Source organism: Ralstonia nicotianae (assembly GCF_018243235.1).
In the GTDB taxonomy this organism is placed as follows: Bacteria; Pseudomonadota; Gammaproteobacteria; order Burkholderiales; family Burkholderiaceae; genus Ralstonia; species Ralstonia nicotianae.
Genome location: NZ_CP046674.1, coordinates 607,455 through 632,707, shown reverse-complemented (window position 1 = coordinate 632,707; position 25,253 = coordinate 607,455). Strand labels below are relative to the sequence as shown.

24 protein-coding genes and 1 tRNA gene are annotated in these 25,253 nt (G+C 66.2%); 13 read left to right on the top strand and 12 right to left on the bottom strand.

The window, feature by feature from the left end; translation table 11 throughout:
* Positions 1-89 precede the first annotated feature (89 nt).
* Complete coding sequence (gene ffh / locus GO999_RS02905; RefSeq protein WP_028853656.1) at positions 90-1,520, top strand: signal recognition particle protein; 1,431 nt, start codon at positions 90-92, stop codon at positions 1,518-1,520.
* A gap of 47 nt (positions 1,521-1,567) precedes the next feature.
* Positions 1,568-2,116, top strand: coding sequence for a hypoxanthine-guanine phosphoribosyltransferase (locus GO999_RS02900; RefSeq protein WP_011002719.1), 549 nt, complete (start codon positions 1,568-1,570; stop codon positions 2,114-2,116).
* 85 nt (positions 2,117-2,201) lie between these two features.
* Here the strand turns inward: GO999_RS02900 and GO999_RS02895 are convergent, their stop codons facing one another.
* The 4 genes from GO999_RS02895 to GO999_RS02880 form a co-directional block, all read right to left on the bottom strand.
* Complete coding sequence (locus GO999_RS02895; RefSeq protein ID WP_011002720.1) at positions 2,202-2,795, bottom strand: MarC family protein; 594 nt, start codon at positions 2,793-2,795, stop codon at positions 2,202-2,204.
* A gap of 30 nt (positions 2,796-2,825) precedes the next feature.
* Complete coding sequence (locus tag GO999_RS02890; RefSeq protein WP_028861000.1) at positions 2,826-3,695, bottom strand: 2OG-Fe(II) oxygenase; 870 nt, start codon at positions 3,693-3,695, stop codon at positions 2,826-2,828.
* Between the two features lie 64 nt (positions 3,696-3,759).
* Entirely contained in the window at positions 3,760-4,497 is a 738-nt protein-coding gene (locus GO999_RS02885; protein ID WP_038937825.1) for a lytic transglycosylase domain-containing protein, read from the bottom strand.
* Positions 4,498-4,511: 14 nt separating this feature from the next.
* On the bottom strand, positions 4,512-6,236 hold the full coding sequence (locus tag GO999_RS02880) for a proline--tRNA ligase (protein ID WP_011002723.1): 1,725 nt from the start codon (positions 6,234-6,236) through the stop codon (positions 4,512-4,514).
* A gap of 223 nt (positions 6,237-6,459) precedes the next feature.
* On the opposite strand from GO999_RS02880, the gene GO999_RS02875 reads away from it, so the two are divergent.
* Both GO999_RS02875 and GO999_RS02870 read left to right on the top strand, forming a co-directional pair.
* Entirely contained in the window at positions 6,460-7,176 is a 717-nt protein-coding gene (locus GO999_RS02875) for an RNA pyrophosphohydrolase (RefSeq protein WP_058908245.1), read from the top strand.
* Between the two features lie 5 nt (positions 7,177-7,181).
* A complete protein-coding gene (locus GO999_RS02870; RefSeq protein ID WP_016723790.1) occupies positions 7,182-7,814 on the top strand; it encodes a CNP1-like family protein in 633 nt (210 codons plus the stop codon).
* Positions 7,815-7,862: 48 nt separating this feature from the next.
* Here GO999_RS02870 and proB read toward each other — a convergent pair whose 3' ends face one another.
* The 4 genes from proB to rplU all read right to left on the bottom strand — a co-directional run bounded on the left by proB (position 7,863) and on the right by rplU (position 10,917).
* Positions 7,863-8,987 carry a glutamate 5-kinase gene (gene proB / locus GO999_RS02865; protein WP_011002726.1) on the bottom strand — a complete coding sequence of 375 codons (1,125 nt, stop codon included), beginning with the start codon at positions 8,985-8,987 and terminating at the stop codon, positions 7,863-7,865.
* A gap of 43 nt (positions 8,988-9,030) precedes the next feature.
* A complete protein-coding gene (gene obgE / locus GO999_RS02860; RefSeq protein ID WP_011002727.1) occupies positions 9,031-10,131 on the bottom strand; it encodes a GTPase ObgE in 1,101 nt (366 codons plus the stop codon).
* 176 nt (positions 10,132-10,307) lie between these two features.
* The gene (rpmA, locus tag GO999_RS02855; RefSeq protein WP_003271630.1) at positions 10,308-10,568 is read right to left on the bottom strand and encodes a 50S ribosomal protein L27; all 261 of its coding nucleotides are present in this window, start codon (positions 10,566-10,568) and stop codon (positions 10,308-10,310) included.
* A 37-nt stretch (positions 10,569-10,605) separates the two neighbouring features.
* The gene (gene rplU / locus GO999_RS02850; protein WP_011002728.1) at positions 10,606-10,917 is read right to left on the bottom strand and encodes a 50S ribosomal protein L21; all 312 of its coding nucleotides are present in this window, start codon (positions 10,915-10,917) and stop codon (positions 10,606-10,608) included.
* 278 nt (positions 10,918-11,195) lie between these two features.
* On the opposite strand from rplU, the gene ispB reads away from it, so the two are divergent.
* From ispB to yacG, 9 genes are all read left to right on the top strand, one after another.
* Positions 11,196-12,164 (top strand): octaprenyl diphosphate synthase, encoded by a 969-nt coding sequence (ispB, locus tag GO999_RS02845; RefSeq protein WP_081049965.1) that lies wholly within the window; start codon positions 11,196-11,198, stop codon positions 12,162-12,164.
* Positions 12,165-12,191: 27 nt separating this feature from the next.
* A tRNA-Pro gene (locus GO999_RS02840) sits at positions 12,192-12,268 on the top strand.
* Between the two features lie 183 nt (positions 12,269-12,451).
* The gene (locus GO999_RS02835; protein ID WP_016723792.1) at positions 12,452-13,729 is read left to right on the top strand and encodes an HlyC/CorC family transporter; all 1,278 of its coding nucleotides are present in this window, start codon (positions 12,452-12,454) and stop codon (positions 13,727-13,729) included.
* Between the two features lie 247 nt (positions 13,730-13,976).
* Entirely contained in the window at positions 13,977-15,704 is a 1,728-nt protein-coding gene (pilB, locus tag GO999_RS02830) for a type IV-A pilus assembly ATPase PilB (protein WP_020832718.1), read from the top strand.
* A 44-nt stretch (positions 15,705-15,748) separates the two neighbouring features.
* Complete coding sequence (locus tag GO999_RS02825; RefSeq protein WP_019718222.1) at positions 15,749-17,014, top strand: type II secretion system F family protein; 1,266 nt, start codon at positions 15,749-15,751, stop codon at positions 17,012-17,014.
* A 2-nt stretch (positions 17,015-17,016) separates the two neighbouring features.
* Positions 17,017-17,898: a prepilin peptidase gene (locus tag GO999_RS02820; RefSeq protein ID WP_029240316.1), complete on the top strand. Its 882-nt coding sequence runs from the start codon at positions 17,017-17,019 to the stop codon at positions 17,896-17,898.
* A 12-nt stretch (positions 17,899-17,910) separates the two neighbouring features.
* Positions 17,911-18,525, top strand: coding sequence for a dephospho-CoA kinase (gene coaE, locus GO999_RS02815; protein ID WP_011002734.1), 615 nt, complete (start codon positions 17,911-17,913; stop codon positions 18,523-18,525).
* Positions 18,526-18,642: 117 nt separating this feature from the next.
* Complete coding sequence (gene zapD / locus GO999_RS02810; protein ID WP_016723794.1) at positions 18,643-19,401, top strand: cell division protein ZapD; 759 nt, start codon at positions 18,643-18,645, stop codon at positions 19,399-19,401.
* 10 nt (positions 19,402-19,411) lie between these two features.
* Entirely contained in the window at positions 19,412-19,627 is a 216-nt protein-coding gene (yacG, locus tag GO999_RS02805; protein ID WP_011002736.1) for a DNA gyrase inhibitor YacG, read from the top strand.
* Here yacG and GO999_RS02800 read toward each other — a convergent pair.
* The 4 genes from GO999_RS02800 to secA form a co-directional block, all read right to left on the bottom strand.
* Positions 19,620-20,081, bottom strand: coding sequence for an NUDIX domain-containing protein (locus GO999_RS02800; protein ID WP_211906524.1), 462 nt, complete (start codon positions 20,079-20,081; stop codon positions 19,620-19,622). The two genes, yacG and GO999_RS02800, sit on opposite strands and share 8 nt — an antisense overlap.
* Positions 20,059-20,943, bottom strand: coding sequence for an ATP-binding protein (locus GO999_RS02795; protein WP_211906523.1), 885 nt, complete (start codon positions 20,941-20,943; stop codon positions 20,059-20,061). The genes GO999_RS02800 and GO999_RS02795 overlap by 23 nt, the downstream gene beginning before the upstream one ends.
* A 15-nt stretch (positions 20,944-20,958) precedes the next feature.
* Complete coding sequence (gene argJ, locus GO999_RS02790) at positions 20,959-22,188, bottom strand: bifunctional glutamate N-acetyltransferase/amino-acid acetyltransferase ArgJ (RefSeq protein WP_011002739.1); 1,230 nt, start codon at positions 22,186-22,188, stop codon at positions 20,959-20,961.
* A 100-nt stretch (positions 22,189-22,288) separates the two neighbouring features.
* Positions 22,289-25,093, bottom strand: a complete 2,805-nt coding sequence (gene secA / locus GO999_RS02785) for a preprotein translocase subunit SecA (RefSeq protein WP_019718218.1) — start codon at positions 25,091-25,093, stop codon at positions 22,289-22,291.
* Positions 25,094-25,253 lie beyond the last annotated feature (160 nt).

Genomic DNA, 25,253 nt, shown 5'->3' with positions numbered 1-25,253 from the left:
CACGGCATCGCGTGGCGGCCTCCGCAACGTTGCCGGATCCCCGTTGATTCCATTGCTTTCGTCTCCGATCACTCCCTGGATTTGCTGTCATGCTGGATAACCTGACCCAACGGCTCGCGCGGGTGGTCAAGACCATGCGCGGCGAGGCGCGCCTGACCGAGGCCAACACCGCCGAAATGCTGCGCGAGGTTCGCCTGGCGCTGCTCGAAGCCGACGTGGCGCTGCCGGTCGTGCGCGAGTTCATCGCCCGCATCAAGGAAAAAGCGCTCGGCGAGGAAGTCATCACCAGCCTGTCGCCGGGCCAGGCGCTGGTCGGCATCGTGCAGCGCGAGCTGACCGCCATCATCGGCGGCGAAGAGGCGGTTGCCCCCGCCCCGGCCGGCATGCCCGCCGGCCTGCCCATCGGCCGCGCCGCCGAGCTGAACCTCAACGTCCAGCCGCCCGCGGTCATCCTGATGGCCGGCCTGCAGGGCGCCGGCAAGACCACCACCGTCGGCAAGCTGGCCAAGTGGCTCAAGGAGAACAAGAAGAAGAAAGTGCTGACGGTGTCGTGCGACGTCTACCGACCCGCCGCCATCGCACAGCTCAAGACCGTGTCGGAGCAGGTCGGCGCGGACTTCTTCCCGTCGCAGCCCGAACAGAAGCCGGTCGACATCGCCGCCGCCGCGCTCGACTGGGCCAAGAAGCATTACCACGACGTGCTGATCGTCGACACGGCCGGGCGCCTGGGCATCGACGAAGCGATGATGCAGGAGATCGCCGCGCTGCACGCCACGCTCAAGCCGGCCGAAACGCTGTTCGTGGTCGACGCGATGCTCGGCCAGGACGCCGTCAATACCGCCAAGGCCTTCAACGACGCCCTGCCCCTGACCGGCGTGGTGCTGACCAAGCTCGACGGCGACGCGCGCGGCGGCGCGGCCCTGTCGGTGCGGCACATCACCGGCAAGCCGATCAAGTTCGTCGGCGTGGCGGAAAAGCTCGATGGGCTGGAGCCGTTCTACCCCGACCGCATGGCCCAGCGCATCCTGGGCATGGGCGACATCCTCGCGCTGGTCGAGGAAGCCCAGCGCGGCGTCGACATGGAACAGGCGCAGAAGCTCGCCGCCAAGATCAAGAAGACCGGCGGCTTCGACCTGGAAGACTTCAAGGCCCAGATCGGCCAGATGAAGAAGATGGGCGGCCTGGGGCAACTGATCGACAAGCTGCCGGCGCAGTTCGCCCAGCAGGCGCAGGGCGCCAACATGGACCAGGCCGACAAGCAGGTGCGCCGCATGGAAGGCATCATCAACAGCATGACGCCCGCGGAGCGCGCCAAGCCCGAGCTGATCAAGGCCAGCCGCAAGCGCCGCATCGCCGCCGGCGCCGGCGTGCCGGTGCAGGAGGTCAACCGCCTGCTCAACCAGTTCGAGCAGATGCAGACCATGATGAAGAAGCTCAAGGGCGGCGGCATGATGAAGATGATGCGCGCCATGGGCGGCCTCAAGGGCGGCATGAAGGGACTGCTTCCCGGCGGCCGCTGAGCCCGTCCGCGATCCGATTGACCAGAAACGTTTCACCGACCGATACGATGCTGAGCGCAGAACAGGCCCGCGAACTGTGGGCCAACTCCGAGGAAATCGTTAGCGAAGCGGCCGTGCACGCCTCGCTGGACCGCATGGCCGCCGAGATCACCGAGAAGATCGGCGACACCTTTCCGATGGTGCTCTCCGTGATGGGCGGCGCCTGCGTCTTCACCGGCATGCTGCTGCCCAAGCTGGCCTTCCCGCTGGAGTTCGACTACATCCACCTGTCCCGCTACAACAACAAGACGGTGGGCGGCGAGATGCAATGGCGGGTGGCGCCGCGCGAGTCGGTCAAGGACCGCACCGTGCTGGTGCTCGACGACATCCTGGACGAAGGCGAGACCATGGCCGCCATCCGCTCGCGCATTATTGACATGGGTGCGGCCGAATTCTATTCCGCCGTGCTGTGCGAGAAGACACTCGCCAAGGACAAACCGCTGCACCCGGACTTCTGCGGCTTCCCGGTGCCGGACCGCTACGTGTTCGGCTGCGGCATGGACGCCAAGGGCTACTGGCGCAACCTGCCGGCCATCCGGGCACTGCGCAACAGCTGATCCGCTGCGTTCGGCAACAAAAAAGGGCGACATTCCGGTCGCCCTTTTTCATTGGCCGCGTCATTGGCCACACATCGCGCCGCGCTCACAGCTGATGCACAAACGCGCGGATCCCCTTGAGCAGCATCTCCACCGAGATCGCCACCAGGATCAGCCCCATCAGCCGCTCGAACGCCATCACGGTCCGCTCGCCGACCAGGCGCTGGATGCGCGTGGCGCTGAGCAGCACCACCGCGCACACCGCCATCGTCGCGCTCAGCGAGCCGATCCAGGTCCACATCCGCCCCGGCGCCTGCGACACCAGCAGCATCACGGTCGCCAGCGCCGACGGACCGGCGATGGCCGGAATCGCCAACGGCACGATGAAGGGCTCGCCGGTGAGCTGCCCGTCGGCCGGGCCCTCGCGCGGAAAGATCATCCGCAGCGCGATCAGGAACAGCACGATGCCGCCCGCGATCTGCAGCGACAGATCCGTCAGGCTCATCATGCGCAGGAACGCCTCGCCGAAGAACATGAACACCAGCAGCAGCGCGAAGGCGATGCCGACCTCGCGCAGCACCACCCGGTTGCGCCGCTCGGGCGCCACCGGCCGCAGGGCCGAGATGAAGATGGGGATGTTGCCGAGCGGATCGGTGATCAGCAGCAGCAGGACGGTAGCGGACGCGAACGTGTATTCCATGCGCACCTGGCAAGCGGGTGGACGGCGCGCTCAGGCGCCGCGCCGATAAGGCCGCTCGCGCAGCCACTTGGTGGCGATCCACTTCTCGCCGCGCTCGACCGGCAGGCCGGCGTGCAGCGTATTGTCGTCGAGCGTGCCATCGGGCCGCTTGTAGACGAAGAAGACGGCGTTGCCCTTGACCGGCGCCACCTCCAGGCCCAGCTTGGGGAAGCCGGTCGCGCCGCCGGCCGGCACGCTGTTCAGGTAGATGACGAGCGTGGCGACGCGCTGGCCGCCCACCTCCAGCTGGCGCGCCTCGCCGCTGCGGCCCGGGTTGAAGTAGTCGAAATGCGGCTGGTATTCACCGCCGGGGTGGTAATGGAGCACCTGGAAGCCCTCGCCGTGCTCGACCGGCACGCCGGTAGCCTGCGCGATGCGCGCCTCGATCCGGGCGACCAGCGGATGCTCGCCCACCTGGAACATCGCGCCCTGGCTGGTGCGGGCCGAGATCAGGTTCTCTTCGCCGGTCTCCGGATTCACCACCGGCGAGCGCTTCAGCCGGTGCCGCCCGAGCGCGATCAACTGGTCGCACTCCTCGTCCGACAGGAAGTGCTGGAACAGCACAATGCGCGGCGTCTCGATGGCAAAGAGGATGGGAATCTCGCGGTCGGACGTGCGCACCGCGTTGCTGCTTTCCGGCTCAGGCCCGGCCGGCGCCGGACTCGGCACCGTGGCGGCGGGCTCCGGCTTCGGCCGCTGCGCAAGCGCTTCGTCCACCACGCGCCGCGCGAAAGCGCGGTCATAGCCGGACTGCACCATCGAAGCCACCAGCGGGTCGGCCTCGAAGCCTTCGTCCACGTGACGCTGCAGCCAATCGTGCAGCGCATCGGACATGGTCGCGTACGGTTCGGTCGTGGACATTGCGAAAGCAGGCGAAGGGCGGACGGATGGCCCTATTGTAGGTCGATCCCCGCCGCAGCCGCCGTCAGGAACCGCCGGCGATGCGCAGCGGCGAGAACGGATTGCGCGCCGGCGAGTCCGGCAGCGCCTTGGCGCGCGGCGCGGCCCCCGATGGCGCGGGCGCGGACACGGTCGTCACCGTTGCATCCTGATACTGCCAGCGCTTCCAGGCCGCCAGCACGGCGTTCGGATATTGCGGCTGACCGCGGCTGCCGTTGTAGCGGCCCAGCGCCAGGTAGAGGTTGCCGCCCTCCATGTCGAGGTAGTGCCGGAGGATGGTGCAGCCGTAGCGCAGGTTGCTCTGCAGGTGGAACAGCTTGCGCACGTCCTTGTCGCCGATGCTGCGCGTCCAGAACGGCATCACCTGCATCAGGCCCATGGCGCCGGCACCGCTCATGGCGTACTTGCGGAAGCCGCTTTCCACCTGGATCAGGCCGAGCACCAGCGCCGGATCCAGCCCCGCCCGCTTGGCCTCGTAGTACGCCGTCTCGATCAGCTCGACGCGGACCGATGCCAGCGGAATCTTGGCGGACATGCGCGCCGACATCTCCGCCAGCCAGCGCAGGTAGCCGAGCTGCTCTTCGTTGCTGGCAAACACCGGGCGCAGCGGACGGCTGTCGGCCACGGCGGCGGACAACGCGCTGCGCACCGAGTCGGCCAGGTATTCCTCTTTCTGCGCACCCGCCCACGCCGAGCGCGTACCCGCGAGCAGCGCCACCGCGCACAGCGTGGCGGCGATCGGGCGGACCGGGAAGCGGCGCATGGCGTCCGGCACCGTTATTGCGCGAGGCGCGACTTGAGGGTGGCCAGCACGTCGGCCGGCGCCACGGCGGCGGCGGCCTCGTCGCGGCGGCCCTGCAGTTCGAGCTTGCCGTCCTTCAGGCCGCGCTCGCCCACCACCACGCGGAACGGCACGCCGATCAGCTCCCAGTCGGCGAACATCGCGCCGGGGCGCTCGCCGCGGTCGTCCAGGATCACGTCGATGCCGGCGGCGGCCAGTTCCGCGTGCAGGCGGTCGGCCTCGGCGCGCACGGCCTCGGAACGGTCGTAGCCCACCGGGCAGATCACCACCTCGAACGGCGCGATCGACACCGGCCAGATGATGCCGCGCGCATCGTAGTTCTGCTCGATGGCCGCGCCCAGGATCCGCGTGATGCCGATGCCGTAGCAGCCCATCATCATCGGCTGGGTCTTGCCGTTCTCGTCGAGGAAGGTGGCGCTCATCGATTCAGAGTAGCGCGTGCCCAGCATGAACACGTGGCCGACTTCGATGCCGCGGCAGATCGCCAGCGTGCCCTTGCCGTCCGGCGAGGGATCGCCCTCCACCACATTGCGCAGGTCGTAGACCTCGGCCTCGGGCAGGTCGCGGCCCCAGTTGACGCCGGTGTAGTGGAAATCCTCCTCGTTGGCGCCGACGACGAAGTCGCTCATGGCGGCGACGGTGCGGTCGGCCACCACCTTGACCGGCTGCTTGGTGCCGATCGGGCCCAGGTAGCCCGGCGGCGTGCCGAACGCGCGCAGGATCTCGCCCTCGGTGGCAAAGCGGAAATCGGCCAGGCCCGGCACCTTCGAGGCCTTGATCTCATTCAGTTCGTGGTCGCCGCGCAGCAGCAGCAGCCAGATCTGCGGCTCGCCGCCTTCGACGTCCTTGGCCAGCACGATGGACTTGACCGTGCGCTGCAGCGCAATGCCCAGTTGCTCGGCCACGGCCTCGCACTTGGCGCGCTTGGGGGTGTGCGTCTTGGTGAGCGCCTCGGTGGCAGCGCCGCGCGGCATGGCCGGGGCCAGCGCCTCGGCGGCCTCGATGTTGGCGGCGTAGTCCGAGTCCGGGCTGTAGACGATGGCGTCCTCGCCGGTGTCGGCGATCACGTGGAACTCATGCGAGCCCGAGCCGCCGATGGCGCCGTTGTCGGCCGCCACCGCACGGAACTCCAGCCCGAAGCGCTGGAAGATGCGCGTGTAGGCGCCGTACATCTTCTCGTACGAGACCTTCAGGCCCTCGGCGTCGCGGTCGAAGGAGTACGCGTCCTTCATGGTGAACTCGCGGCCGCGCATGATGCCGAAACGAGGACGGCGCTCATCGCGAAACTTGGTCTGGATCTGGTAGAAGTTGACCGGCATCTGCTTGTACGAGCGGATCTCGGTGCGGGCGATGTCGGTCACCACCTCTTCGGAGGTCGGCTGGATGACAAGATCGCGCTCGTGGCGATCTTTCACGCGCATCATCTCGTCGCCCATCTTGTCCCAGCGGCCGGTCTCCTGCCACAGCTCGGCGGGCTGCACCACGGGCATCAGCACTTCCACCGCACCACTGGCGTTCATTTCCTCACGCACGATCTGCTCGACCTTGCGGATCACGCGCAGACCCACGGGCATATACGTATAGAGGCCCGCGCCAAGCTTCTTGATCATGCCGGCACGCATCATCAGCTTGTGCGAGACGATCTCCGCGTCGGCGGGGGCTTCCTTGAGCGTGGAAATGAAGAACTGGGACGCTTTCATGCGACTGACAATAAGGGATAGCCGCGGCAACCAAAGCCGCGAGGATAAAGGCGAAAGCCACCGGAAGCAGGAGATACGGCGGGATGCGAAGCGCACATCGGCGCAGGCGGCATCCCTCCCCCCCAGGAGGCGCGAGTGAGCGGCAACATTGCGGCATCCGATAACAGCAGGACGGCAGGCCGCTCTATAATCGGCGTAATTCTAAAGTATTCGAGGTGCAGTCATGCTCGATCGTGAAGGCTTCCGCCCGAACGTCGGCATCATCCTCATCAACGCAAGAAACGAGGTGTTCTGGGGCAAGCGTATCGGCGAGCACTCCTGGCAGTTTCCACAAGGCGGCATCAAGTACGGCGAAACGCCCGAACAGGCGATGTACCGCGAACTGCACGAAGAAGTCGGCCTGTTGCCAGAACACGTCCGGATCGTCGGTCGCACACGCGACTGGCTGCGGTATGAGGTGCCGGACAAGTTCATCCGCCGCGAGATCCGCGGCCACTACCGGGGCCAGAAACAGATCTGGTTCCTGCTGCGCATGGTGGGCCGCGATTGCGATATCCAGTTGCGCGCCACCGAGCATCCGGAGTTCGATGCCTGGCGCTGGAGCCAGTACTGGGTGCCGCTCGATGCCGTGATCGAGTTCAAGCGCGAGGTGTATCAGATGGCGCTGTCGGAGCTGTCGCGCTTCGTGCAGCGGTCCCATCGGGCGCCGCTGTCGCCGTACGGGCGCGGCGGACCGCACCGCGAGCGCGACGGACGCGACAACCGCGCCGGCGGCCAGGCCGGCCGGAACGACCAGAACGCGCGCGGCCAGCGTCAGCCGCCGACACTGATGGTCACCACATCGACGGTCATCGTCGAAACCGTGATCACGTCCCGGCCCGCCACGCAGCCCATCGACTCTTCCAACCCTGACGACACCCCGTCCAAGGACTCTCTGTGACTGTGATGACGACGACACGTGGAGCGCGCCGCGCTCTCGTGCCGCTCGCGCTGGCGGCTACGCTGGCGCTGACGGCATGTGGCCACAACCGCACCGGCGACCTCGAAGACAAACTGCTGCTCGATCCGTTCAACGACAAGCCGTTCACGGAAGACGCCGTCACCTTCCCGGCGCCACCGGTGGATCGCGACGCGGTCCCGTTCTCGGTCGGCCGCGATGAATCGCCGCTGCGCTTCGCCATCGACCCCAAGTCGGTCAGCATCGGCAAGGACAACGTGGTGCGCTACACCGTGCTGATCACCAGCAAGACCGGCGCACGCAACGTCAACTATGAAGGCCTGCGCTGCGATACCGGCGAACGGCGCATCTACGCGACGCTGCGCAACGACAGCAACCAGTGGATCGGCAACCGCGCCGTCGACATGAATGAGAGCGCCAATACGGAGACGGCCAGCCTGAACGCCTACAAGGCCGCGGGCGACTGGCAGCGGGTCGGCAGCGGCGGTCCGGCGGACTATGCGTCGGAATTGATGCGGACGTACTTCTGCGACGTGCGCTCGGTGGCGGGCGACGGCCGCGCCTCCACGCTCGTGCGGCGGCTGGGCACGGCCTCGTCCGGGCGCATGTACGGGCCGTAAGAAGATCAGCCGCCCGGGATGGACCGGGCGGCCCATCCCGAAAAAGGTTCAGAGCAGCACCAGGTTGTCGCGGTGCACCAGCTCGGCGGCACTGACATATCCCAGCACCGCCTCGATCTCCGAAGACGCTTTGCGGGCAATCAGCCGCGCCTCGGCGGCGGAATAGTTGGTCAGCCCGCGCGCCACTTCGCGCCCGGCCGTGTCGACGCACGAAATCACTTCCCCGCGCGCAAACTCGCCCTGCACTTCCGTCACGCCGATCGGCAACAGCGACTTGCCGCCGGCCGTGAGCTTGTCGACCGCACCGGCATCCAGCACGACGCGGCCGCGCAGTTGCAGGTGGTCGATCATCCACTGCTTGCGCGCAGCCATGCGCCCGGTCGGCGCGCGCAGTTGCGTGCCGATGGCCTCGCCGCCGGCCAGCCGCGCCAGCACGTCGGCCTCGCGGCCCGAGGCGATCACGGTGTGGGCCCCCGACTTGGCTGCCCGCTTGGCCGCCACGATCTTGGTCAGCATACCGCCCTTGCCGATGCTGCTGCCGGCACCGCCAGCCATGGCCTCCAGCTCCGGCGCCCCGGCCTGGGCTTCGTCGACGAAGCGCGCATCGGGGTGCTTGCGCGGATCGGCGGTGTACAGGCCACGCTGATCCGTCAGGATGATCAGCGCATCGCCTTCGATCAGGTTGGTGACCAGCGCGCCCAGCGTATCGTTGTCGCCGAACTTGATCTCGTCGGTGACGACCGTGTCGTTCTCGTTGATGATCGGCACCACGCCGAGGCCCAGCAGGGTCAGCAGCGTCGAGCGCGCGTTCAGGTAGCGCTCGCGGTCAGCCAGATCACCATGCGTCAGCAGCACCTGCGCCGTGCGGATACCGTGCCGCGCGAACTCCGATTCGTACACCTGGGCCAGGCCCATCTGTCCGACGGCGGCAGCGGCCTGCAACTCGTGGATCTCCTTCGGCCGCCGGGTCCAGCCCAGCCGCTGCATGCCTTCGGCGATGGCGCCGGAGCTCACCAGCACGACCTCCTTGCCGGCCGCGCGCAGCGCCGCGATCTGCGCGGCCCAGCGGGCGATGGCGGCCTGGTCGAGGCCGCGGCCGTCATCGGTGACCAGGCTGGAACCGACCTTGACGACGAGGCGGCGCGCATCGGCGATCAGCGAACGCAGGGCCATGGTGGGCGAGTCTCCGGAGACGAAGTGTTGTGATGCTGCGGTGTTATGCGTTGGCGCTGCCGTCGTGGTCGACGTTGTGCAGCGTCGGGTCGAGGCGCGCGTCCGGCGCGGCAGCGGCGGCCTCCTCTTCGGCACGCAGCGTATCGAGGTAGTCCTGGATCGCGTGGATCAGGCCCGGACAGCCGTCGTGCGTCAGCGCGGAAATGCGGTGCACCGGCCCTTTCCACTTGAAGCGCTTGATGAAGTCCTTCACGCGCGCCTCGCGTTCGTCCTCGGGCACCATGTCGAGCTTGTTGAGCACCAGCCAGCGCGGCTTGTCGTACAGTTCGGCGTCGTATTTCTTCAGTTCGCCGACGATCGCCTTGGCTTCGGCCACCGGGTCGATGCCCTCGTCAAACGGAGCGAGGTCCACCACGTGCAGCAGCACGCGCGTGCGCTGCAGGTGGCGCAGGAACTGGTGGCCCAGGCCCGCACCCTCGGCAGCGCCTTCGATCAGGCCCGGGATATCGGCCACCACGAACGACTTCGACGGCCCGGTGCGGACCACGCCCAGGTTGGGATGCAGCGTCGTGAACGGATAGTCGGCGATCTTCGGGCGAGCGTTGGAAATGGCCGTGATCAGCGTCGACTTGCCGGCGTTGGGCATGCCCAGCAAACCGACGTCGGCCAACACCTTCAGCTCCAGCCGCAGGTTGCGGCGCTCGCCGGGCTTGCCGTCGGTCTTCTGGCGCGGTGCGCGGTTGGTGCTCGACTTGAAGTGGATGTTGCCCCAGCCGCCCTCGCCGCCGCGCGCCAGGCACAGGCGCTGGCCATCGAGCGTCAGGTCGGCGATCTGCTCATCGGTATCGGCGTCATAGATGGCGGTGCCGACCGGCAGCCGCAGCGTGATGTCTTCGCCGGCCGCACCATAACAGTCGGAGCCACGGCCGTTTTCGCCGTTGCGCGCCAGGTGCTTCTTGGCAAAGCGGTAGTCGATCAGGGTGTTGATATTGCGGTCGGCCACCGCCCACACGCTGCCGCCGCGGCCACCGTCGCCACCGTCGGGGCCACCGAACGGGACGAATTTCTCGCGGCGCATCGAAGCGCTGCCGTTGCCGCCGTCACCAGCGATCACTTCAATCCGGGCTTCGTCGATGAACTTCATGGAGGTCTCCGCCCGTGCGGCGTGCGCACGGCAGGTCAAAGAATCGGCGCTGCTGCGCCATCGCTAACAGAACGCGCCTGCGACATCGTATCGCCCAGGACTATGCTTCGCGTTTTGTTAGCGGCCAGAAACGAAAAAGCCCCGCAGGTGCGGGGCCTTCTGACTGCAAGGCTGTATCAGGCCGCCGGAACGACGTCGACGAACTGCTTCTTGCCTTCGCCGCGGGTGGCGAACTTCACGTGGCCATCGACCAGCGCGAAGAGGGTGTGGTCCTTGCCCATGCCCACGTTCACGCCAGCGTGCGTGCGCGTACCACGTTGGCGAATGATGATGCCGCCAGCGTTGATGGCTTGGCCGCCGTACACCTTCACGCCCAGGCGCTTCGACTCGGAATCACGGCCGTTCCGCGTGGAACCGCCGCCTTTTTTCTGTGCCATGACTGAACTCCTATCCGGTTACGTAGACGACGCGGCCTTAGGCCACGATCGAGTCGATACGCAACTCGGTGTAATTTTGACGATGCCCCTGGTGCTTCTGGTAGTGCTTACGACGGCGCATCTTGAAGATTTTCACCTTGTCGTGACGACCATGGGAGATGACGGTGGCTTTGACGGCAGCCCCGCTCACCAGCGGCGCGCCAACCTTCAGTTGGTCGCCGGCGCCCACTGCGAGCACCTGGTCAAGCGTGATTTCTGCGCCAACGTCCGCCGGTATCTGTTCTACTTTCAGTTTTTCGCCAGCAGCAACCTTGTATTGCTTACCACCGGTTTTTACGACCGCGTACATTGTCGGACCTCGTTAAAGAACTAAACGTGACTCTCCTGTCACCCGCCACCTGCCTACGCAGCCAGCGGACACAGAGAACTCGCAATTCTACGAAGAAACCCCAGACAAGTCAAAGGCTTAAGCGACATCGGCCTCGCAAAGCCCTCTCTTGCGCCCGCCACGCCACACGTACCGGGCAGGCCACGTGCTTGCTCTATAATTCCGCGGTTTTTGCGCCGCACGCTGTACGCAAGCCAACCGTCAGATTCAGCCTTCCGCCGGAACCCGCCTTGACCAAAATGCCCGCCTCCGTCCTGCTCGCCCCCGTCGCCGAAGACATGCACGCCGTCGATGCCGTGATCCGGCGCCGACTCGGCTCGGAGGTCGCACTGATCAACCAGATCGGCGAATACATCATCAGCGCGGGAGGCAAACGCCTGCGTCCGGTGATCCTGCTGCTGATGGCGAACGCACTGGGCTATCGCGGCCAGCACCATTACGAACTAGCGGCGGTGGTCGAGTTCATCCATACCGCCACGCTCCTGCACGACGACGTGGTCGACGAATCCGAGCTGCGCCGCGGCCGCCAGACCGCCAACGCGGTGTTCGGCAACGCAGCCAGCGTGCTGGTGGGCGACTTCCTCTACTCGCGCGCATTCCAGATGATGGTGCAGGCCGACAGCATGCGCGTCATGCAGATCCTGGCCGATGCCACCAACGTCATCTCCGAAGGCGAAGTGCTGCAACTGCTCAACATGCACGACCCGGACGTGACGGAGGAGCGCTACCTGCAGGTGATCCGCTACAAGACCGCCAAGCTGTTCGAGGCCGCGGCGCAGATCGGAGCCGTGCTCTCGGGCGCCAACGCCGCCACCGAAGCCGCTGCCGCCGAATACGGCCGGCGCATCGGGACCGCGTTCCAGATCGTCGACGACCTGCTCGACTACACCGCGACCGCCGACCAGATGGGCAAGAACGCCGGCGACGACCTGCGCGAAGGCAAACCGACGCTGCCGCTGATCTATCTGCTGTCGCACGGCACCGAGACGCAGCGCGCGCTGGCGCGCCAGGCCATCGAACAGGGCGGCACCGAGCACTTCGATGCCATCTTCGCCGCCATCCAGGCATCGGGCGCGCTCGAGTACACGCGCAAGGCCGCCGAGCACGAGGCTTCCGCAGCCGCGGAAGCAATAATTGCATTACCCCCTTCCCAATTCCGCCAAACGCTGATAGAGTTATGTGCTTTCTCGCTGCAACGTCAGTCCTGACAAGCACGAGAAGTTGCGAAGAAGCATCGGGGTGTAGCTTAGCCTGGTAGAGCGCTACGTTCGGGACGTAGAGGCCGGAGGTTCGAATCCTCTCACCCCGACCAATTTCTCGCATTCTGGTTGTCCTCGCGGCACGAGGTCCGACGCCGCATCAGAAAGTTCCAGCATCTTCCGCACAGTCCCTCACGGGACGGGATGCCGCCCGGCCGGCAATGGGCTGCCGCATGCCATCGGCACGGCAAACCCCTCTGCTATAGTGGGCGCTTCCCTGCTCCTGCACATCCGCCTTGGACTCCTGGCCGTTATGGGCGCAGCTCGGCGCCGTCGTGCTGCTGCTGTGCTGCTCCGCCTTCTTCTCGATCTCCGAGACCAGCCTGATGGCGCTCAACCGCCATCGCCTGCGCCACCTCGCCAAATCCAACGTCGCCGGCGCGCGCCGCACGCAGGGCCTGCTGGGCCAGACCGATAAGCTGCTGTCGCTGATCCTGATCGGCAACAACCTGATCAATACCGCAGTGCCGGTGCTGATCGCCAACCTGGCCATCCATTACTTCGGCAACAGCGGCACCACGCTGTCGATCGCCACGGCCATCGTCGCCTTCCTGATCATCGTGTTCTGCGAGATCGCGCCGAAAATCGCCGGCGCGACGTATCCCGAGCGGATCTCGTTTCCGGCCAGCTTCATCATCGCGCCACTGCTGAGGCTGGCGACACCGCTGGTGACCGTCGTCAATGCGTTCGTCACGGTGCTGCTGCGGCTGGTGCGCATCAACCCGCGCCAGGCGCCCGAGCAAAGGATGTCGGCCGAGGAGCTGCGCACGCTGGTGCTGGAATCGGGCAATTTCATTCCGCACAAGCACCGCAGCATCCTGCTCAACCTGTTCGACCTGGACGCCATCACCGTGGACGACGTGATGACGCCGCGCGCGCGGGTGGAATCACTGGACCTGTCGCGGCCCATCGAAGAGGTGATCCAGCAGCTGGAGACCTGCTACCACAACAAGCTCCCCGTGTTCGAGCAGGACACCGACCAGGTGCTCGGCATCCTGCACGTGCGCAAGGCCCTGTCGCTGCTGGGCCATGCGGAGCTCATCCACGACGATTTCCGCAGCCTGCTGGCCAAACCCTACTTCGTGCCGAGCGGCACGCCGGTGTTCCGGCAACTACAGTATTTCCAGGAAAACCGGCGGCGCATCGGACTGGTGATCAACGAATACGGCGACATGCTGGGGCTGGTGACACTGGAAGACATCATCGAGGAGATGATCGGCGAGTTCACCACCACGCTGCCGAACGCCGGCAAGCTGGCCTGGGATGCACAGGACGCCTATCTGGCCGACGCAGGCATGTCGCTGCGCGACCTGAACCGCCGCCTGGGCCTGCAACTGCCGACCGATGGACCGAAAACGCTCAACGGCCTGGTGCTGGAAGTACTGGAAGAAATTCCCGAGGCTCCGGTCAGCGTACGAATCGCCGGATGCGTGATGGACATCGTGCAGATGGACAGCCAGTCGATCCGCACCGTGCGCCTGCACCGGCCCGCCGCGGGGCAAAAGCGCAGTTGATGGCACCCGCGGCGCCAAGCGCTTCAGACCGCGCCACTTTCTGCCGATGTGGCACAAATGCACGTGTCACTTCTGAGCGTGCTTTACAAATCGCGGGGCGGTCGGCAAACTGCCCCGATTCCGGGCCCCACCCCCCACGAACGGGTGGAGCGCCGACAGCCAAAAACACAACAACTCGCCTCGGGGGGCGGGCGGGCGATCCGGTAGTGGGACCGGGCGCGCGCTGGATGGTCAGCCAGACGGACTCATGACTCTCGGACTCTCTCTTGCGCAGAGCCGGCGAATTGCGCCGACATTACTCGCCCAGCTGGAACAAAGCGCCCGCGAAAAGCGCACGCAGCTGATCGACGAACTGGTGAGCAGCGGCATCATGAGCGCTCATGATCTCGCCGTCTTCGTGGCGGGCAAATACCAGATGCCGCTGCTGGACCTGGCGCAATACAAGCTCGACACCGTGCCGCCCGTGCTGTCGGCCAACAGGCATTTTCAGCAGTTGCGCCTGTTGCCGCTGGGCCGGCGTGACAACCGCATCATCGTGGCCACTTCGGACCCGAGCGACCCCAAGCCGCTCGAGGAACTGCGCCAGAAGATGAACGTGGCGATCGAGACGGTCATCGTCGAGCACGACAAGCTGGTGCGCCAGCTGAGCCTCTCCAACGAGGCACCGGCCGAGATCAAGTCGCTCATCCCCAAGCAGGAAACCACGCAGATCGAATACGACCCGGGTGCGGCCGCGGCGGTCCGCCGCACCCCGACCGACGGCATCGACGATGCGCCGGTGGTGCGCTTCCTGCAGAAGCTGTTTACCGAGGCGCTGCTGCGCGGCACCTCCGACTTGCATTTCGAGCCGTTTGAAACGTTTTACCGCGTGCGCTTCCGCATCGACGGCATCCTCGAGCAGGTCGCGCAGCCGCCGCTGGACATCCGCGACAAGATCGCCACCCGCATCAAGGTGCTGTCGCGCCTGGACATATCGGAAAAGCGCGTGCCGCAGGACGGCCGCATGAAGCTCCTGATCACCGTTCCGAAAGACAAGAACGACAAGGACAACAAGGAGATGGTCGAGCGCGCCATCGACTTCCGGGTGTCGACGCTGCCGACGCTCTTCGGCGAGAAGATCGTGATCCGGATTCTGGAGTCCTCGACCGAGCGGCTCGATGTCGACCAGCTCGGCTATGAGCCCGAGCAGAAGCAGCTCCTGCTGGACGTGATCAAGCGCCCCTACGGCATGGTGCTGGTGACCGGCCCGACCGGTAGCGGCAAGACGGTGTCGCTGTACACCTTCCTGAACAGGCTGAACCAGGGCGACATCAATATTTCCACCGCGGAAGACCCGGCGGAAATCCAGCTGCCCGGCATCAACCAGGTCAACGTCAACGACAAGGCGGGGCTGACCTTCGCCGCGGCGCTGAAGTCCTTTCTGCGGCAGGATCCCGACATCATCATGGTGGGCGAAATCCGGGACCTGGAAACCGCCGACATCTCCATCAAGGCCGCGCAGACCGGCCACTTGGTGTTCTCCACGCTGCACACCAACGACGCGCCGACCACGCTGACACGCCTGATGAACATGGGCGTGGCGCCGTTCAACATCGCATCGTCGGTGCTGATGATCACGGCGCAGCGTCTGGGGCGGCGCCTGTGCAAGGCCTGCAAGAAGCCGGGTCCGCTGCCCAAGGAAACGCTGCTGGACGCGGGCTTCAAGGAAGCAGACCTGGACGGCTCGTGGCAGCCGTACCATCCGGTCGGCTGCGAGGCATGCAACGGCAGCGGCTACAAGGGCCGGGTCGGCATCTACCAGGTCATGCCGATCACCGAGGCGATCCAGGAGATCATCCTCGCCCACGGCACGGCGCTGCAGATCGCCGAACAGGCGCGCAAGGAAGGCGTGCTCTCGCTGCGCGATTCCGGCCTGCGGAAAGTGAAGCAGGGGCTGACTTCCCTTGAGGAAGTGTTGGCCACGACCAACCAGTAACCTTCTCGATCAATCGTTCCCATACCGGGGGGTAGGAACCAAACATGGCCACACGAGCACCGACCGCGAACCGGTCCGCCGCCGCATCGGCACGCAAGACCGCCGCCACGAAGGCGCCCACGCAGTACATCTTCGAGTGGGAAGGCAAGGACCGCAAAGGCAAGATCTTCAAGGGCGAGATGCGGGCGGAGAGCATCACCGAAGTCAATGCGGTGCTGCGCAAGCAAGGGCTGTCGATCACCAAGTCCAAGCGTCGGCGTGCCGCGCGCGGCAAGAAGATCGTACCCAAGGACATCGCCTACTTCACGCGCCAGCTGTCGACCATGCTGAAAGCGGGCGTGCCGCTGCTGCAATCGGTCGACATCATCGCGCGCGGGCACGCCAACCCGAACTTCACCCAGCTGCTGACGGAAATCCGTGTCGACATCGAGTCGGGCAGCAGCATGGCGCAGGCCTTCCGCCGCCATCCGCAGCACTTCGATTCGCTGTACTGCAACCTGATCGACGCCGGTGAGCAGGGCGGTATTCTCGACGCGCTGCTCGAGCGGCTGTCGATGTACATGGAAAAGTCGATCGCGCTGAAGGCGCAGATCAAGTCGGCCATGATCTATCCGATCTCGGTGCTGACGGTGGCTTTCCTGGTCACGGTGGTGCTGATGATCTTCGTGGTGCCGGCGTTCAAGAACGTGTTCGCCAGCTTCGGCGCCACGCTGCCGGCCCCGACGCTGGTGGTGATGGGCATCTCGGACTTCTTCGTGAAGTGGTGGTACATCATCATCTTCACGCCCGTCGTCGGCATCTTCCTGTATGTGCGGGCTTTCAAGCGCTCGGAGAAGGTGCAGCGCAACACGCACAAGGCCATCCTGAAGATGCCGATCTTCGGCAGCATCATCCGCAAGGCCACCATCGCGCGCTGGACGCGTACGCTGGCAACCATGTTCTCGGCCGGGACACCGCTGGTGGAGTCGATGGAATCCGTCGCGGGCGCCGCCGGCAACTGGGTCTACTATGACGCCACCATGGAGATCCAGCAGGCGGTGCGCATCGGTACCAGCCTCACCAACGCCATGCAGGCGACCCATGTGTTCGACAACATGGTGCTGCAGATGACGCAGATCGGCGAGGAATCCGGCGCGCTGGACAACATGCTGCTGAAGGTGGCCGAATTCTACGAGCGCGAGGTCGATGACGCGGTGGCCAACATCTCCGCCCTGATCGAGCCGCTCATCATCGTGATCCTGGGCGTGCTGATCGGGGGCATGGTGGTTGCCATGTACCTGCCGATCTTCAAGCTGGGCCAAGTGGTCTGATGATGCCCGGAATGTTCGTCATTCCCACGCTGGCGCAACTGCCGGCGTGGTTCGTGATCGGCGCGGGGACGCTGCTGGGCTTGCTGGTCGGCAGCTTCCTCAACGTGGTGATTCACCGCCTGCCGCGCATGATCGAGCGCGAAGAGGCCAACTACATCGCCGAGCTGCGCAACGAACCGCTGCCGCATCCCGAGCCGTACAACCTGGTCGTGCCGCGCTCGGCCTGCCCGTCGTGCGGCCACCAGATCAAGGCGGTCGAGAACATCCCGGTGCTGAGCTGGCTGGCGTTGCGCGGCCGCTGCAGCGCCTGCAAGACCCCCATCTCCTGGCGCTATCCCGCCGTGGAGCTGGTGACCGGCGTACTGACCGGCGCCTGCCTGTGGCACTTCGGACCGACCTGGGTAGCGGTGGCCTCGGCCGCGCTGCTGTGGTTCCTGATCGCCGGCTCGATGATCGACGCCGACACGCAACTCCTGCCCGATGCCATCACCCAGCCGCTGCTGTGGCTCGGCCTGCTGGTGAACCTGTTCAGCATGTTCGCGCGGCTGCCGGACGCGGTAATCGGCGCGACGGCGGGGTATCTGTTCCTGTGGGCCATCTACTGGGCCTATAAGCTCCTGCGCGGCCGGGAAGGCATGGGCTACGGCGACTTCAAGCTGATGGGCGCGCTGGGCGCCTGGTTCGGCTGGCAGGCGCTGCCGCTGCTGGTGCTGCTGTCGTCGGTGGTCGGCCTGGTGTTCGGGGTGGTGCGCATCGCGCGCGGCGCCACGAGCGAATCGCCGTTCTCGTTCGGCCCGTTCATCGCGGGTGCCGGCGTGATCGCGCTGCTGGCCGGCCCGCAACTGGTGGCGCTGACGGGGCTCGCGCCACTGCTGGCGCGGTAAGAGGCTGCCGGCATGCGCGTGATCGGCCTGACCGGCGGCATCGGCAGCGGCAAGAGCTACGTTGCGGAGCGCCTTGCCGAACGGGGTGCCGCGGTCGTCGACACCGACGCCATCGCGCACGAGATCACCGCACCGGGCGGCGCGGCCATCCCGAAGCTGGTCGAAGCCTTCGGGCCCGGCATCCTGCGCGCCGATGGCGCCATGGACCGCGACGCCATGCGCGCCCTCGCCTTCTCCGACGCCACCGCCAAGGCCCGCCTGGAGCGGATCACGCACCCGCTGATCCGCGAGATCAGCCTGTCACGCGGCGCGGCGGCGCAGGCTTCGGATGCCTGCCCTTATCTGGTCTACGTGGTCCCCCTGTTGGTGGAGTCCCTGAGCGGACATCACAGCTGGCGCGCGCTGGTCGACCGCATCCTGGTGATCGACTGTCCGGTCGAGACGCAGATCGCGCGCGTGATCGCCCGCAACGGCCTGCCGCGCGCGCTGGTCGAATCCATCGTCGCCCGCCAGGCCACGCGCGAAGCCCGCCTGGCGGTGGCCGACGATGTCATCGACAACGGCGGCGCCCTGGCCGACCTCCTTCCCCAGATCGACCGCCTGGACCTCGCCTACCGGGCGCATTGAAAGCGTCTGAAAGCGGCCCTCGAATCCCGCTGCATTGTGATGCGCGAGGGTCTCGCATAGAATGCGGGCAGATCGAGGCCAAACGGGCTTCGTACGATCCAAGGCGGGCCTCCAGTTTTGATTCTGTACGAATACCCCTTCAACGAACGCATTCGGACGCTGCTGCGCCTCGAAGACCTGTTCGAGCGGCTGGATTTCTTTCTCACGCAGGAACACCCGCTGCAGCACCATGTGGCGCTGACCACGCTGTTCGAGATCGTGGACGTGGCCGGCCGCGCCGACCTCAAGTCCGACCTGCTCAAGGAACTGGACCGTCAGCGCCAGACGCTGACCGTGCTGCGCAGCAATCCGCAGATCGACCAGGAAGCGCTCGACGCCGTGATCGCCGAGCTGGAAACGGCGTCCGGTAACCTCACCGCCACACACGGCAAGGCCGGCCAGCTGATCGCCGACAATGAATGGCTGACCAGCATCCGCAGCCGCGCCATCATCCCGGGCGGGACATGCGAGTTCGACCTGCCGGCGTATTTTGCATGGCAGCATCATCCCGGCGAGCGCCGCCGTGCCGACATCGTCAAATGGGCGCAGCCGCTCGTACCGCTGCGCGACGCCACGATGATCGTGCTGCGCCTGCTGCGCGAATCCGGCCAGAGCGGCAAGGTGATCGCCAATGCCGGCAGCTACCAGCAGATGCTATCCGGCCGGATCTATCAACTGATGCAAGTGCGCCTGGACGATGCCGCGCTGGGCTTCATCCCCGAGATCAGTGCCAACAAGTACATGCTCTGGGTGCGCTTCACCCAGCAGGATGGCGATCTGCGGCCCAAGCCGGTCGATGCGGACATCCCGTTCCAGCTCAAGCTCTGCAACTTCTGAGCCGTCGCCCATGAATATGAAGACCGTCAAATGCCCGACCTGCGGCAAGCCGGTGCCCTGGACACCCGAAAGCCGCTACCGCCCGTTCTGCTCCGAGCGCTGCAAGCAGATCGACCTGGGCGCCTGGGCCGCCGAGCAGTACACGATTCCCGTGGTGGAAGACGACGACCTGCCGCCGGATGCTCCGGGTGGGGAATCGGGCGGCGCCAGCGGCAGGCTCAACTAGCCCCGGCCTCAACGCGCATCCACTCGAAGACCGGCAGCGTCGCCGGCAGCACCGGATCGACGCTGATGGGCAGCGTCTGCCAGGCAAAATCCTGGCCCTCCAGCGCGCGCAACGCACCGTCCCACGCCGTCACCTTGCAGAAGTGCAGCCGCACGTAAGCGTGCGGATAGTCGTGCTCGATGGTGTGCCACCGCTCGCAGGCGCGCAGCGTGATGTCGAGCTCTTCCTTCAGCTCGCGCGTGAGCGCCGCCTCCACCGATTCGCCCGACTCCAGCTTGCCGCCGGGAAACTCCCAGTAGCCGGCGTACGGCTTGCCCTCGGGGCGCTGCGCCAGCAGGAAGCGGCCATCCGGCTGCACCAGCACGCCGACGGCCACTTCGGTGATCTTGCGGCCGTCCGGCGTGTGTGTGGCCGATGCTTGCGTGATCGTGTCAGCCGACATGCCGCCGCCCATGCTTGCCCCCCCAGTCACGCGCGAACTGCCAGGCCACCCGGCCCGAGCGGGAACCGCGCTCCAGCGCCCATACCAGCGCATCGCCCCGGGCGGCGGCGATGTCCTCGCCGCTGCAGCCGAAGTGCTTGAGCCAATGGGCGACGATGGTCAGGTACTCATCCTGCTTGGGCGGGTAGAACGACAGCCACAGCCCGAAACGCTCCGACAGCGAGATCTTCTCCTCCACCACTTCGCCCGGATGGATCTCACCGTCCGGCATGTGCTGGTAGGTCTCGTTGTCCTTCATGTATTCCGGCAGCAGGTGGCGCCGGTTGGACGTGGCGTAGATCAGCACGTTGTCCGACTGCGCCGCCACCGAGCCGTCCAGCGCGGATTTCAGCGCCTTGTAGCCCGATTCGCCCTCCTCGAACGACAGGTCATCGCAGAAGATGGCGAAGCGCTCGGGGCGTGCCGTGAGCTGCTCCACGATGTCGCCGAGATCGGACAGGTCATCCTTGTCGACCTCCACCAGCCGCAGCCCTTCGCCGACGAATGCATTCAGGCACGCCTTGATCAGCGACGACTTGCCGGTGCCGCGCGCGCCGGTCAGCAGCACATTGTTGGCCGGCAGCCCGCGCACGAACTGGCGCGTATTGGCGACGATCGCGTCTTTCTGGCGGTCGATGTTGTACAGGTCGCTCAAGTGGATCGGCGGTAGCTGACGAATCGGCGCGAGGTAGCCGATGGTGCCGAACAGGCTGTGGCGCTTGCGCCAGCGGAAAGCGACCGCCGCCTTCCAGTCGGCCTCGGTCAGCTCGGGCGGCAGCCATTGCTCGAGGCGGCCCAGGAAGCGCTCGAGCCGGACGGTGAGATCGGAAGACATGGCGGCGGTCGTCGCTTACGAGCGGTAATCCGCGTTGATCGAGACGTAGTCGTGCGAGAAGTCGCACGTCCACACCGTGGCGGTCGCGTCACCGCGGCCGAGCGCGATGCGGACAGTGATCTCGGCCTGCTTCATCACGCGCTGGCCGTCTTCTTCGCGATAGTCCGGATTGCGGCCGCCGTCGCGGGCGACCCAGACATCGTCGAGCCACAGGTTGACGCCGTCCACGTCGAGATCGTTCACGCCCGCATAGCCGACCGCGGCCAGGATGCGGCCCAGGTTGGGATCCGACGCATAGAACGCGGTCTTGACCAGCGGCGAATGCGCGACCGCATAAGCGACCTGGCGGCATTCGTCCACGCTGCGGCCGCCTTCGACGCGGATGGTCATGAACTTGGTCGCGCCTTCGCCGTCGCGCACGATCTTCTGTGCCAGCGCCTGCGCCAGGCCCGTGAGCGCATCGCGCAGCGCGGCGTAGTCGGGGTGCGATTCGGAATCGATGCGCGGCGTACCGGCACGGCCCGTGGCGATGACGACGAAGGAATCGTTGGTCGACGTATCGCCGTCGACCGTCACACTGTTGAAGGAATGGTCGGCGGCATGGCGCACCAGGCCCTGCAGCACGGCTTCATCCACGTTGGCATCGGTGGCGATGAAGCCGAGCATGGTCGCCATGTTCGGGCGGATCATGCCCGCGCCCTTGCTGATGCCCGACAGGCGCACCGGCTTGCCCGACAGCGTGCAGGTGCCCGATGCCGCCTTGGGCACGGTGTCGGTGGTCATGATGGACTCGGCGGCCGCCAGCCAGTTGTCGGGCTTGGCATTGGCCTGCGCCGCGGGCAGCCCGGCGATGAGGCGATCCACCGGCAGCGGCTCGAGAATCACGCCGGTCGAGAACGGCAGCACCTGCTGCGGCGCAATCCCGAGCAGCCCGGCCACCGCCTCGCAGGTCTGGCGTGCGAGCGCCAGGCCCGGCGCACCGGTGCCGGCGTTCGCATTGCCGGTGTTCACGACAATCGCGCGCGCGCCCTGCCCGCTGGCCAGGTGCTCGCGGCAGACCTGCACCGGTGCCGCGCAGAATCGGTTCTGCGTGAACACGCCCGCCACGCTCGCCCCCTCGGCGATGCGCACCAGCAGCACGTCCTTGCGATTGGCCTTGCGGATGCCGGCTTCGGCCCAGCCGAGGTCGACGCCATCGATCGGCAACAGGGAGTCAGCGGCGGGCGCGACGAGATTCACAGCCATGGAGCACCTTTTCAAACGAGGATGCCCGCAATGCGGGCATCGTTGAATCAACAGGAAACGAACGGCGCCGCGCGGCGCGGCGCCCGCGGCAGTCGGCCGGTCAGGCCAGCTTGCCGTGACACTGCTTGTACTTCTTGCCCGAACCGCATGGGCACGGGTCGTTGCGGCCGACCTTGGGCACCTGCCCCGCCAGTGCCGCAGCGGCGGAAGCCGCGGCCGACCGATGGGCCGGCACGGGCGGCGTCTCGCCGTGGATCTCGGCATCGCCCGCGGCGACTTCGGCCAGTTCGCTGAATTCGTCGTGCTTGTACTGCACGTTGGTCAGCTGGGACAGGTCTTCCTCGATCTGCTCGGAAGCCTCTTCCAGCTCCGCCTGCGACTGGATGCGCACCGTGAAGATGATGCGCGTCACTTCGTTGCGGATGTTGTCCAGCAGGCGGCCGAACAGCTCGAACGACTCGCGCTTGTATTCCTGCTTCGGGTCCTTCTGCGCATAGCCGCGCAGGTGGATGCCCTGGCGCAGGTGGTCCAGCGCCGCCAGATGCTCGCGCCAGTGCGTGTCCAGGCTCTGCAGCATCACCGAACGCTCGAAGCCGGCAAAGGACTCGCGGCCGACCTGCGCCACCTTGCCCGCATACACAGCCTCGACGGCCTCCTGCACCTGCGTCAGCAGCTCTTCGTCCTCGATCGACTGCGCCTGCTCCACCGTCTTCACCAGCGGCACCTCGACGCCCCAGTCGTCACGCAGCGTCTTCTCCAGGCCGGCGAGATCCCACTGCTCTTCCATGGACTCGGCCGGCACGTAGGCGCGGAACAGCTCGGCGAACACGGATTCGCGCAGGTTCTTGACCAGATCGCCCGCGTCGACGGCTTCGAGAATTTCGTTGCGCAGCTTGTAGATCTCGCGGCGCTGGTCGTTGGCCACGTCGTCGTACTGCAGCAGTTGCTTGCGGATGTCGAAGTTGCGGCCCTCGACCTTGCGCTGCGCGGACTCGATCGAGCGCGTGACGATGCCCGCCTCGATCGGCTCGCCTTCCGGCATCTTCAGGCGGTCCATGATGGCGCGCACGCGATCGCCGGCGAAGATGCGCAGCAGCTGATCGTCGAGCGACAGGTAGAAGCGCGACGAGCCCGGATCGCCCTGGCGGCCGGCGCGGCCGCGCAGCTGGTTGTCGATCCGGCGCGACTCATGGCGCTCGGTGCCGACGATATGCAGACCGCCCGCGGCCTTGACCTGCTCGTGCAGCGACTGCCACTCGTCCTGCAGTTGCGTGACGCGCCTGGCCTTCTCTTCGTCCGACAGGGATTCGTCGGCCATCACGAAGCCGGCCTGCTTTTCCACATTGCCGCCCAGCACGATGTCGGTACCACGGCCCGCCATGTTGGTGGCGATGGTGACCATCTTGGGCCGGCCGGCCTGCGCGACGATCTCGGCCTCGCGCGCGTGCTGCTTGGCGTTGAGCACCTGGTGCGGCAGCTGGGCCTGATTCAGCAGGTGCGACAGCAGCTCGGAGTTCTCGATGGAAGTCGTGCCCACCAGCACCGGCTGGCCGCGCTCGAAGCAGTCGCGGATATCGCGGATGACGGCGTCGTAGCGCTCCTTCGAAGTCTTGTAGATCTGGTCCTGCAGGTCCTTGCGCTGGGCCTGCCGGTTGGTCGGGATCACCACCGTCTCCAGGCCGTAGATCTCCTGGAACTCGTAGGCTTCGGTATCGGCCGTGCCGGTCATGCCCGCCAGCTTGGCGTACATGCGGAAGTAGTTCTGGAAGGTGATGGTCGCCAGCGTCTGGTTTTCCTGCTGGATCTGCACGCCTTCCTTGGCCTCCACGGCCTGGTGCAGGCCGTCGGACCAGCGGCGGCCCTGCATCAGGCGGCCGGTGAATTCGTCGACGATGATCACCTCGTCGCCCTGCACCACGTAGTGCTGGTCGCGGTGGAACAGGCTGTGCGCGCGCAGGGAGGCATACAGGTGGTGCATCAGCGTGATGTTCTGCGGCGCGTACAGCGATTCGCCCTCGGCCAGCAGGCCCGCCTGCAGCAGGATCTGCTCCGCCTTCTCGTGCCCCGCTTCGGTCAGGTAGACCTGGTGGGATTTTTCATCGACGTAGTAGTCGCCCGGCTTCTCGACGCCGGTGCCGTCGGCCTTCTCTTCGCCGATCTGGCGCGTGAGCAGCGGCGGGATGCTGTTCATGCGGCGATACAGGTCGGTGTGGTCCTCGGCCTGCCCGGAGATGATCAGCGGCGTGCGGGCTTCATCGATCAGGATCGAGTCCACCTCGTCGACGATGGCGTAGTTCAGCGGACGCTGCACGCGCTGGCTGTCGTCGTACACCATGTTGTCGCGCAGGTAGTCGAAGCCGAACTCGTTGTTGGTGCCGTAGGTGATGTCGGCAGCGTAGGCGGCCTGCTTCTCATCGTGGGCCATGGTGGTCAGGTTGACCCCGACCGACAGGCCCAGCCAGTTGTAGAGCTTGCCCATCCATTCGGCATCGCGCTGGGCCAGGTAGTCGTTGACCGTCACCACGTGCACGCCCAGCCCGGCGATCGCATTCAGGTAGACCGCCAGCGTGGCGGTCAGCGTCTTGCCTTCGCCAGTGCGCATTTCGGCGATCTTGCCATCGTGCAGCACCATGCCGCCGATCAGCTGCACGTCGAAATGGCGCATCTTCATCACGCGCTTGCTGGCTTCGCGACACACGGCGAATGCTTCGGGCAGCAGCGCATCGAGGGTCTCGCCCTTGGCGAAGCGCTCGCGGAATGCCTGGGTCTTGGCCTGCAGTTCGGCATCGGAAAGCGCCTCGAACGTGGGTTCGAGCGCGTTGATCTGCACCACCTTGCGGCGGTACTGTTTGATCAGCCGTTCGTTGCGGCTGCCGAAAATCTTCTTGAGAAGGCCCGTGATCATCGATGGCAGGGACCGGCGTGCCACCCGTCGGAAGGATCGCGGAACGAACGCGAAACGCAGGCGGCGCAACGGCCCGAAAAGGGTTGGCGCAAAGGCGGGAGTTTAGCATGTGCCAAACCTCGCCTTGATGGCGGCCGACCGGCCGGATGTGGCAGGAACG

Excerpts from the sequence above, each read along its gene's own strand:
- GO999_RS02875 (WP_058908245.1), top strand. The coding sequence starts at position 6,460 with ATGCTCGATCGTGAAGGCTTCCGCCCGAACGTCGGCATCATCCTCATC.
- rpmA (WP_003271630.1), bottom strand. The coding sequence starts at position 10,568 with ATGGCACAGAAAAAAGGCGGCGGTTCCACGCGGAACGGCCGTGATTCC.
- GO999_RS02800 (WP_211906524.1), bottom strand. The coding sequence starts at position 20,081 with ATGGGCGGCGGCATGTCGGCTGACACGATCACGCAAGCATCGGCCACA.
- GO999_RS02895 (WP_011002720.1), bottom strand. The coding sequence starts at position 2,795 with ATGGAATACACGTTCGCGTCCGCTACCGTCCTGCTGCTGCTGATCACC.
- GO999_RS02870 (WP_016723790.1), top strand. The coding sequence starts at position 7,182 with ATGACGACGACACGTGGAGCGCGCCGCGCTCTCGTGCCGCTCGCGCTG.
- pilB (WP_020832718.1), top strand. The coding sequence starts at position 13,977 with ATGACTCTCGGACTCTCTCTTGCGCAGAGCCGGCGAATTGCGCCGACA.
- GO999_RS02890 (WP_028861000.1), bottom strand. The coding sequence starts at position 3,695 with ATGTCCACGACCGAACCGTACGCGACCATGTCCGATGCGCTGCACGAT.
- secA (WP_019718218.1), bottom strand. The coding sequence starts at position 25,093 with ATGATCACGGGCCTTCTCAAGAAGATTTTCGGCAGCCGCAACGAACGG.
- proB (WP_011002726.1), bottom strand. The coding sequence starts at position 8,987 with ATGGCCCTGCGTTCGCTGATCGCCGATGCGCGCCGCCTCGTCGTCAAG.
- yacG (WP_011002736.1), top strand. The coding sequence starts at position 19,412 with ATGAATATGAAGACCGTCAAATGCCCGACCTGCGGCAAGCCGGTGCCC.
- ffh (WP_028853656.1), top strand. The coding sequence starts at position 90 with ATGCTGGATAACCTGACCCAACGGCTCGCGCGGGTGGTCAAGACCATG.
- GO999_RS02825 (WP_019718222.1), top strand. The coding sequence starts at position 15,749 with ATGGCCACACGAGCACCGACCGCGAACCGGTCCGCCGCCGCATCGGCA.
- ispB (WP_081049965.1), top strand. The coding sequence starts at position 11,196 with ATGCCCGCCTCCGTCCTGCTCGCCCCCGTCGCCGAAGACATGCACGCC.
- argJ (WP_011002739.1), bottom strand. The coding sequence starts at position 22,188 with ATGGCTGTGAATCTCGTCGCGCCCGCCGCTGACTCCCTGTTGCCGATC.
- GO999_RS02795 (WP_211906523.1), bottom strand. The coding sequence starts at position 20,943 with ATGTCTTCCGATCTCACCGTCCGGCTCGAGCGCTTCCTGGGCCGCCTC.
- GO999_RS02820 (WP_029240316.1), top strand. The coding sequence starts at position 17,017 with ATGCCCGGAATGTTCGTCATTCCCACGCTGGCGCAACTGCCGGCGTGG.
- coaE (WP_011002734.1), top strand. The coding sequence starts at position 17,911 with ATGCGCGTGATCGGCCTGACCGGCGGCATCGGCAGCGGCAAGAGCTAC.
- GO999_RS02880 (WP_011002723.1), bottom strand. The coding sequence starts at position 6,236 with ATGAAAGCGTCCCAGTTCTTCATTTCCACGCTCAAGGAAGCCCCCGCC.
- GO999_RS02885 (WP_038937825.1), bottom strand. The coding sequence starts at position 4,497 with ATGCGCCGCTTCCCGGTCCGCCCGATCGCCGCCACGCTGTGCGCGGTG.
- obgE (WP_011002727.1), bottom strand. The coding sequence starts at position 10,131 with ATGAAGTTCATCGACGAAGCCCGGATTGAAGTGATCGCTGGTGACGGC.
- rplU (WP_011002728.1), bottom strand. The coding sequence starts at position 10,917 with ATGTACGCGGTCGTAAAAACCGGTGGTAAGCAATACAAGGTTGCTGCT.
- GO999_RS02900 (WP_011002719.1), top strand. The coding sequence starts at position 1,568 with ATGCTGAGCGCAGAACAGGCCCGCGAACTGTGGGCCAACTCCGAGGAA.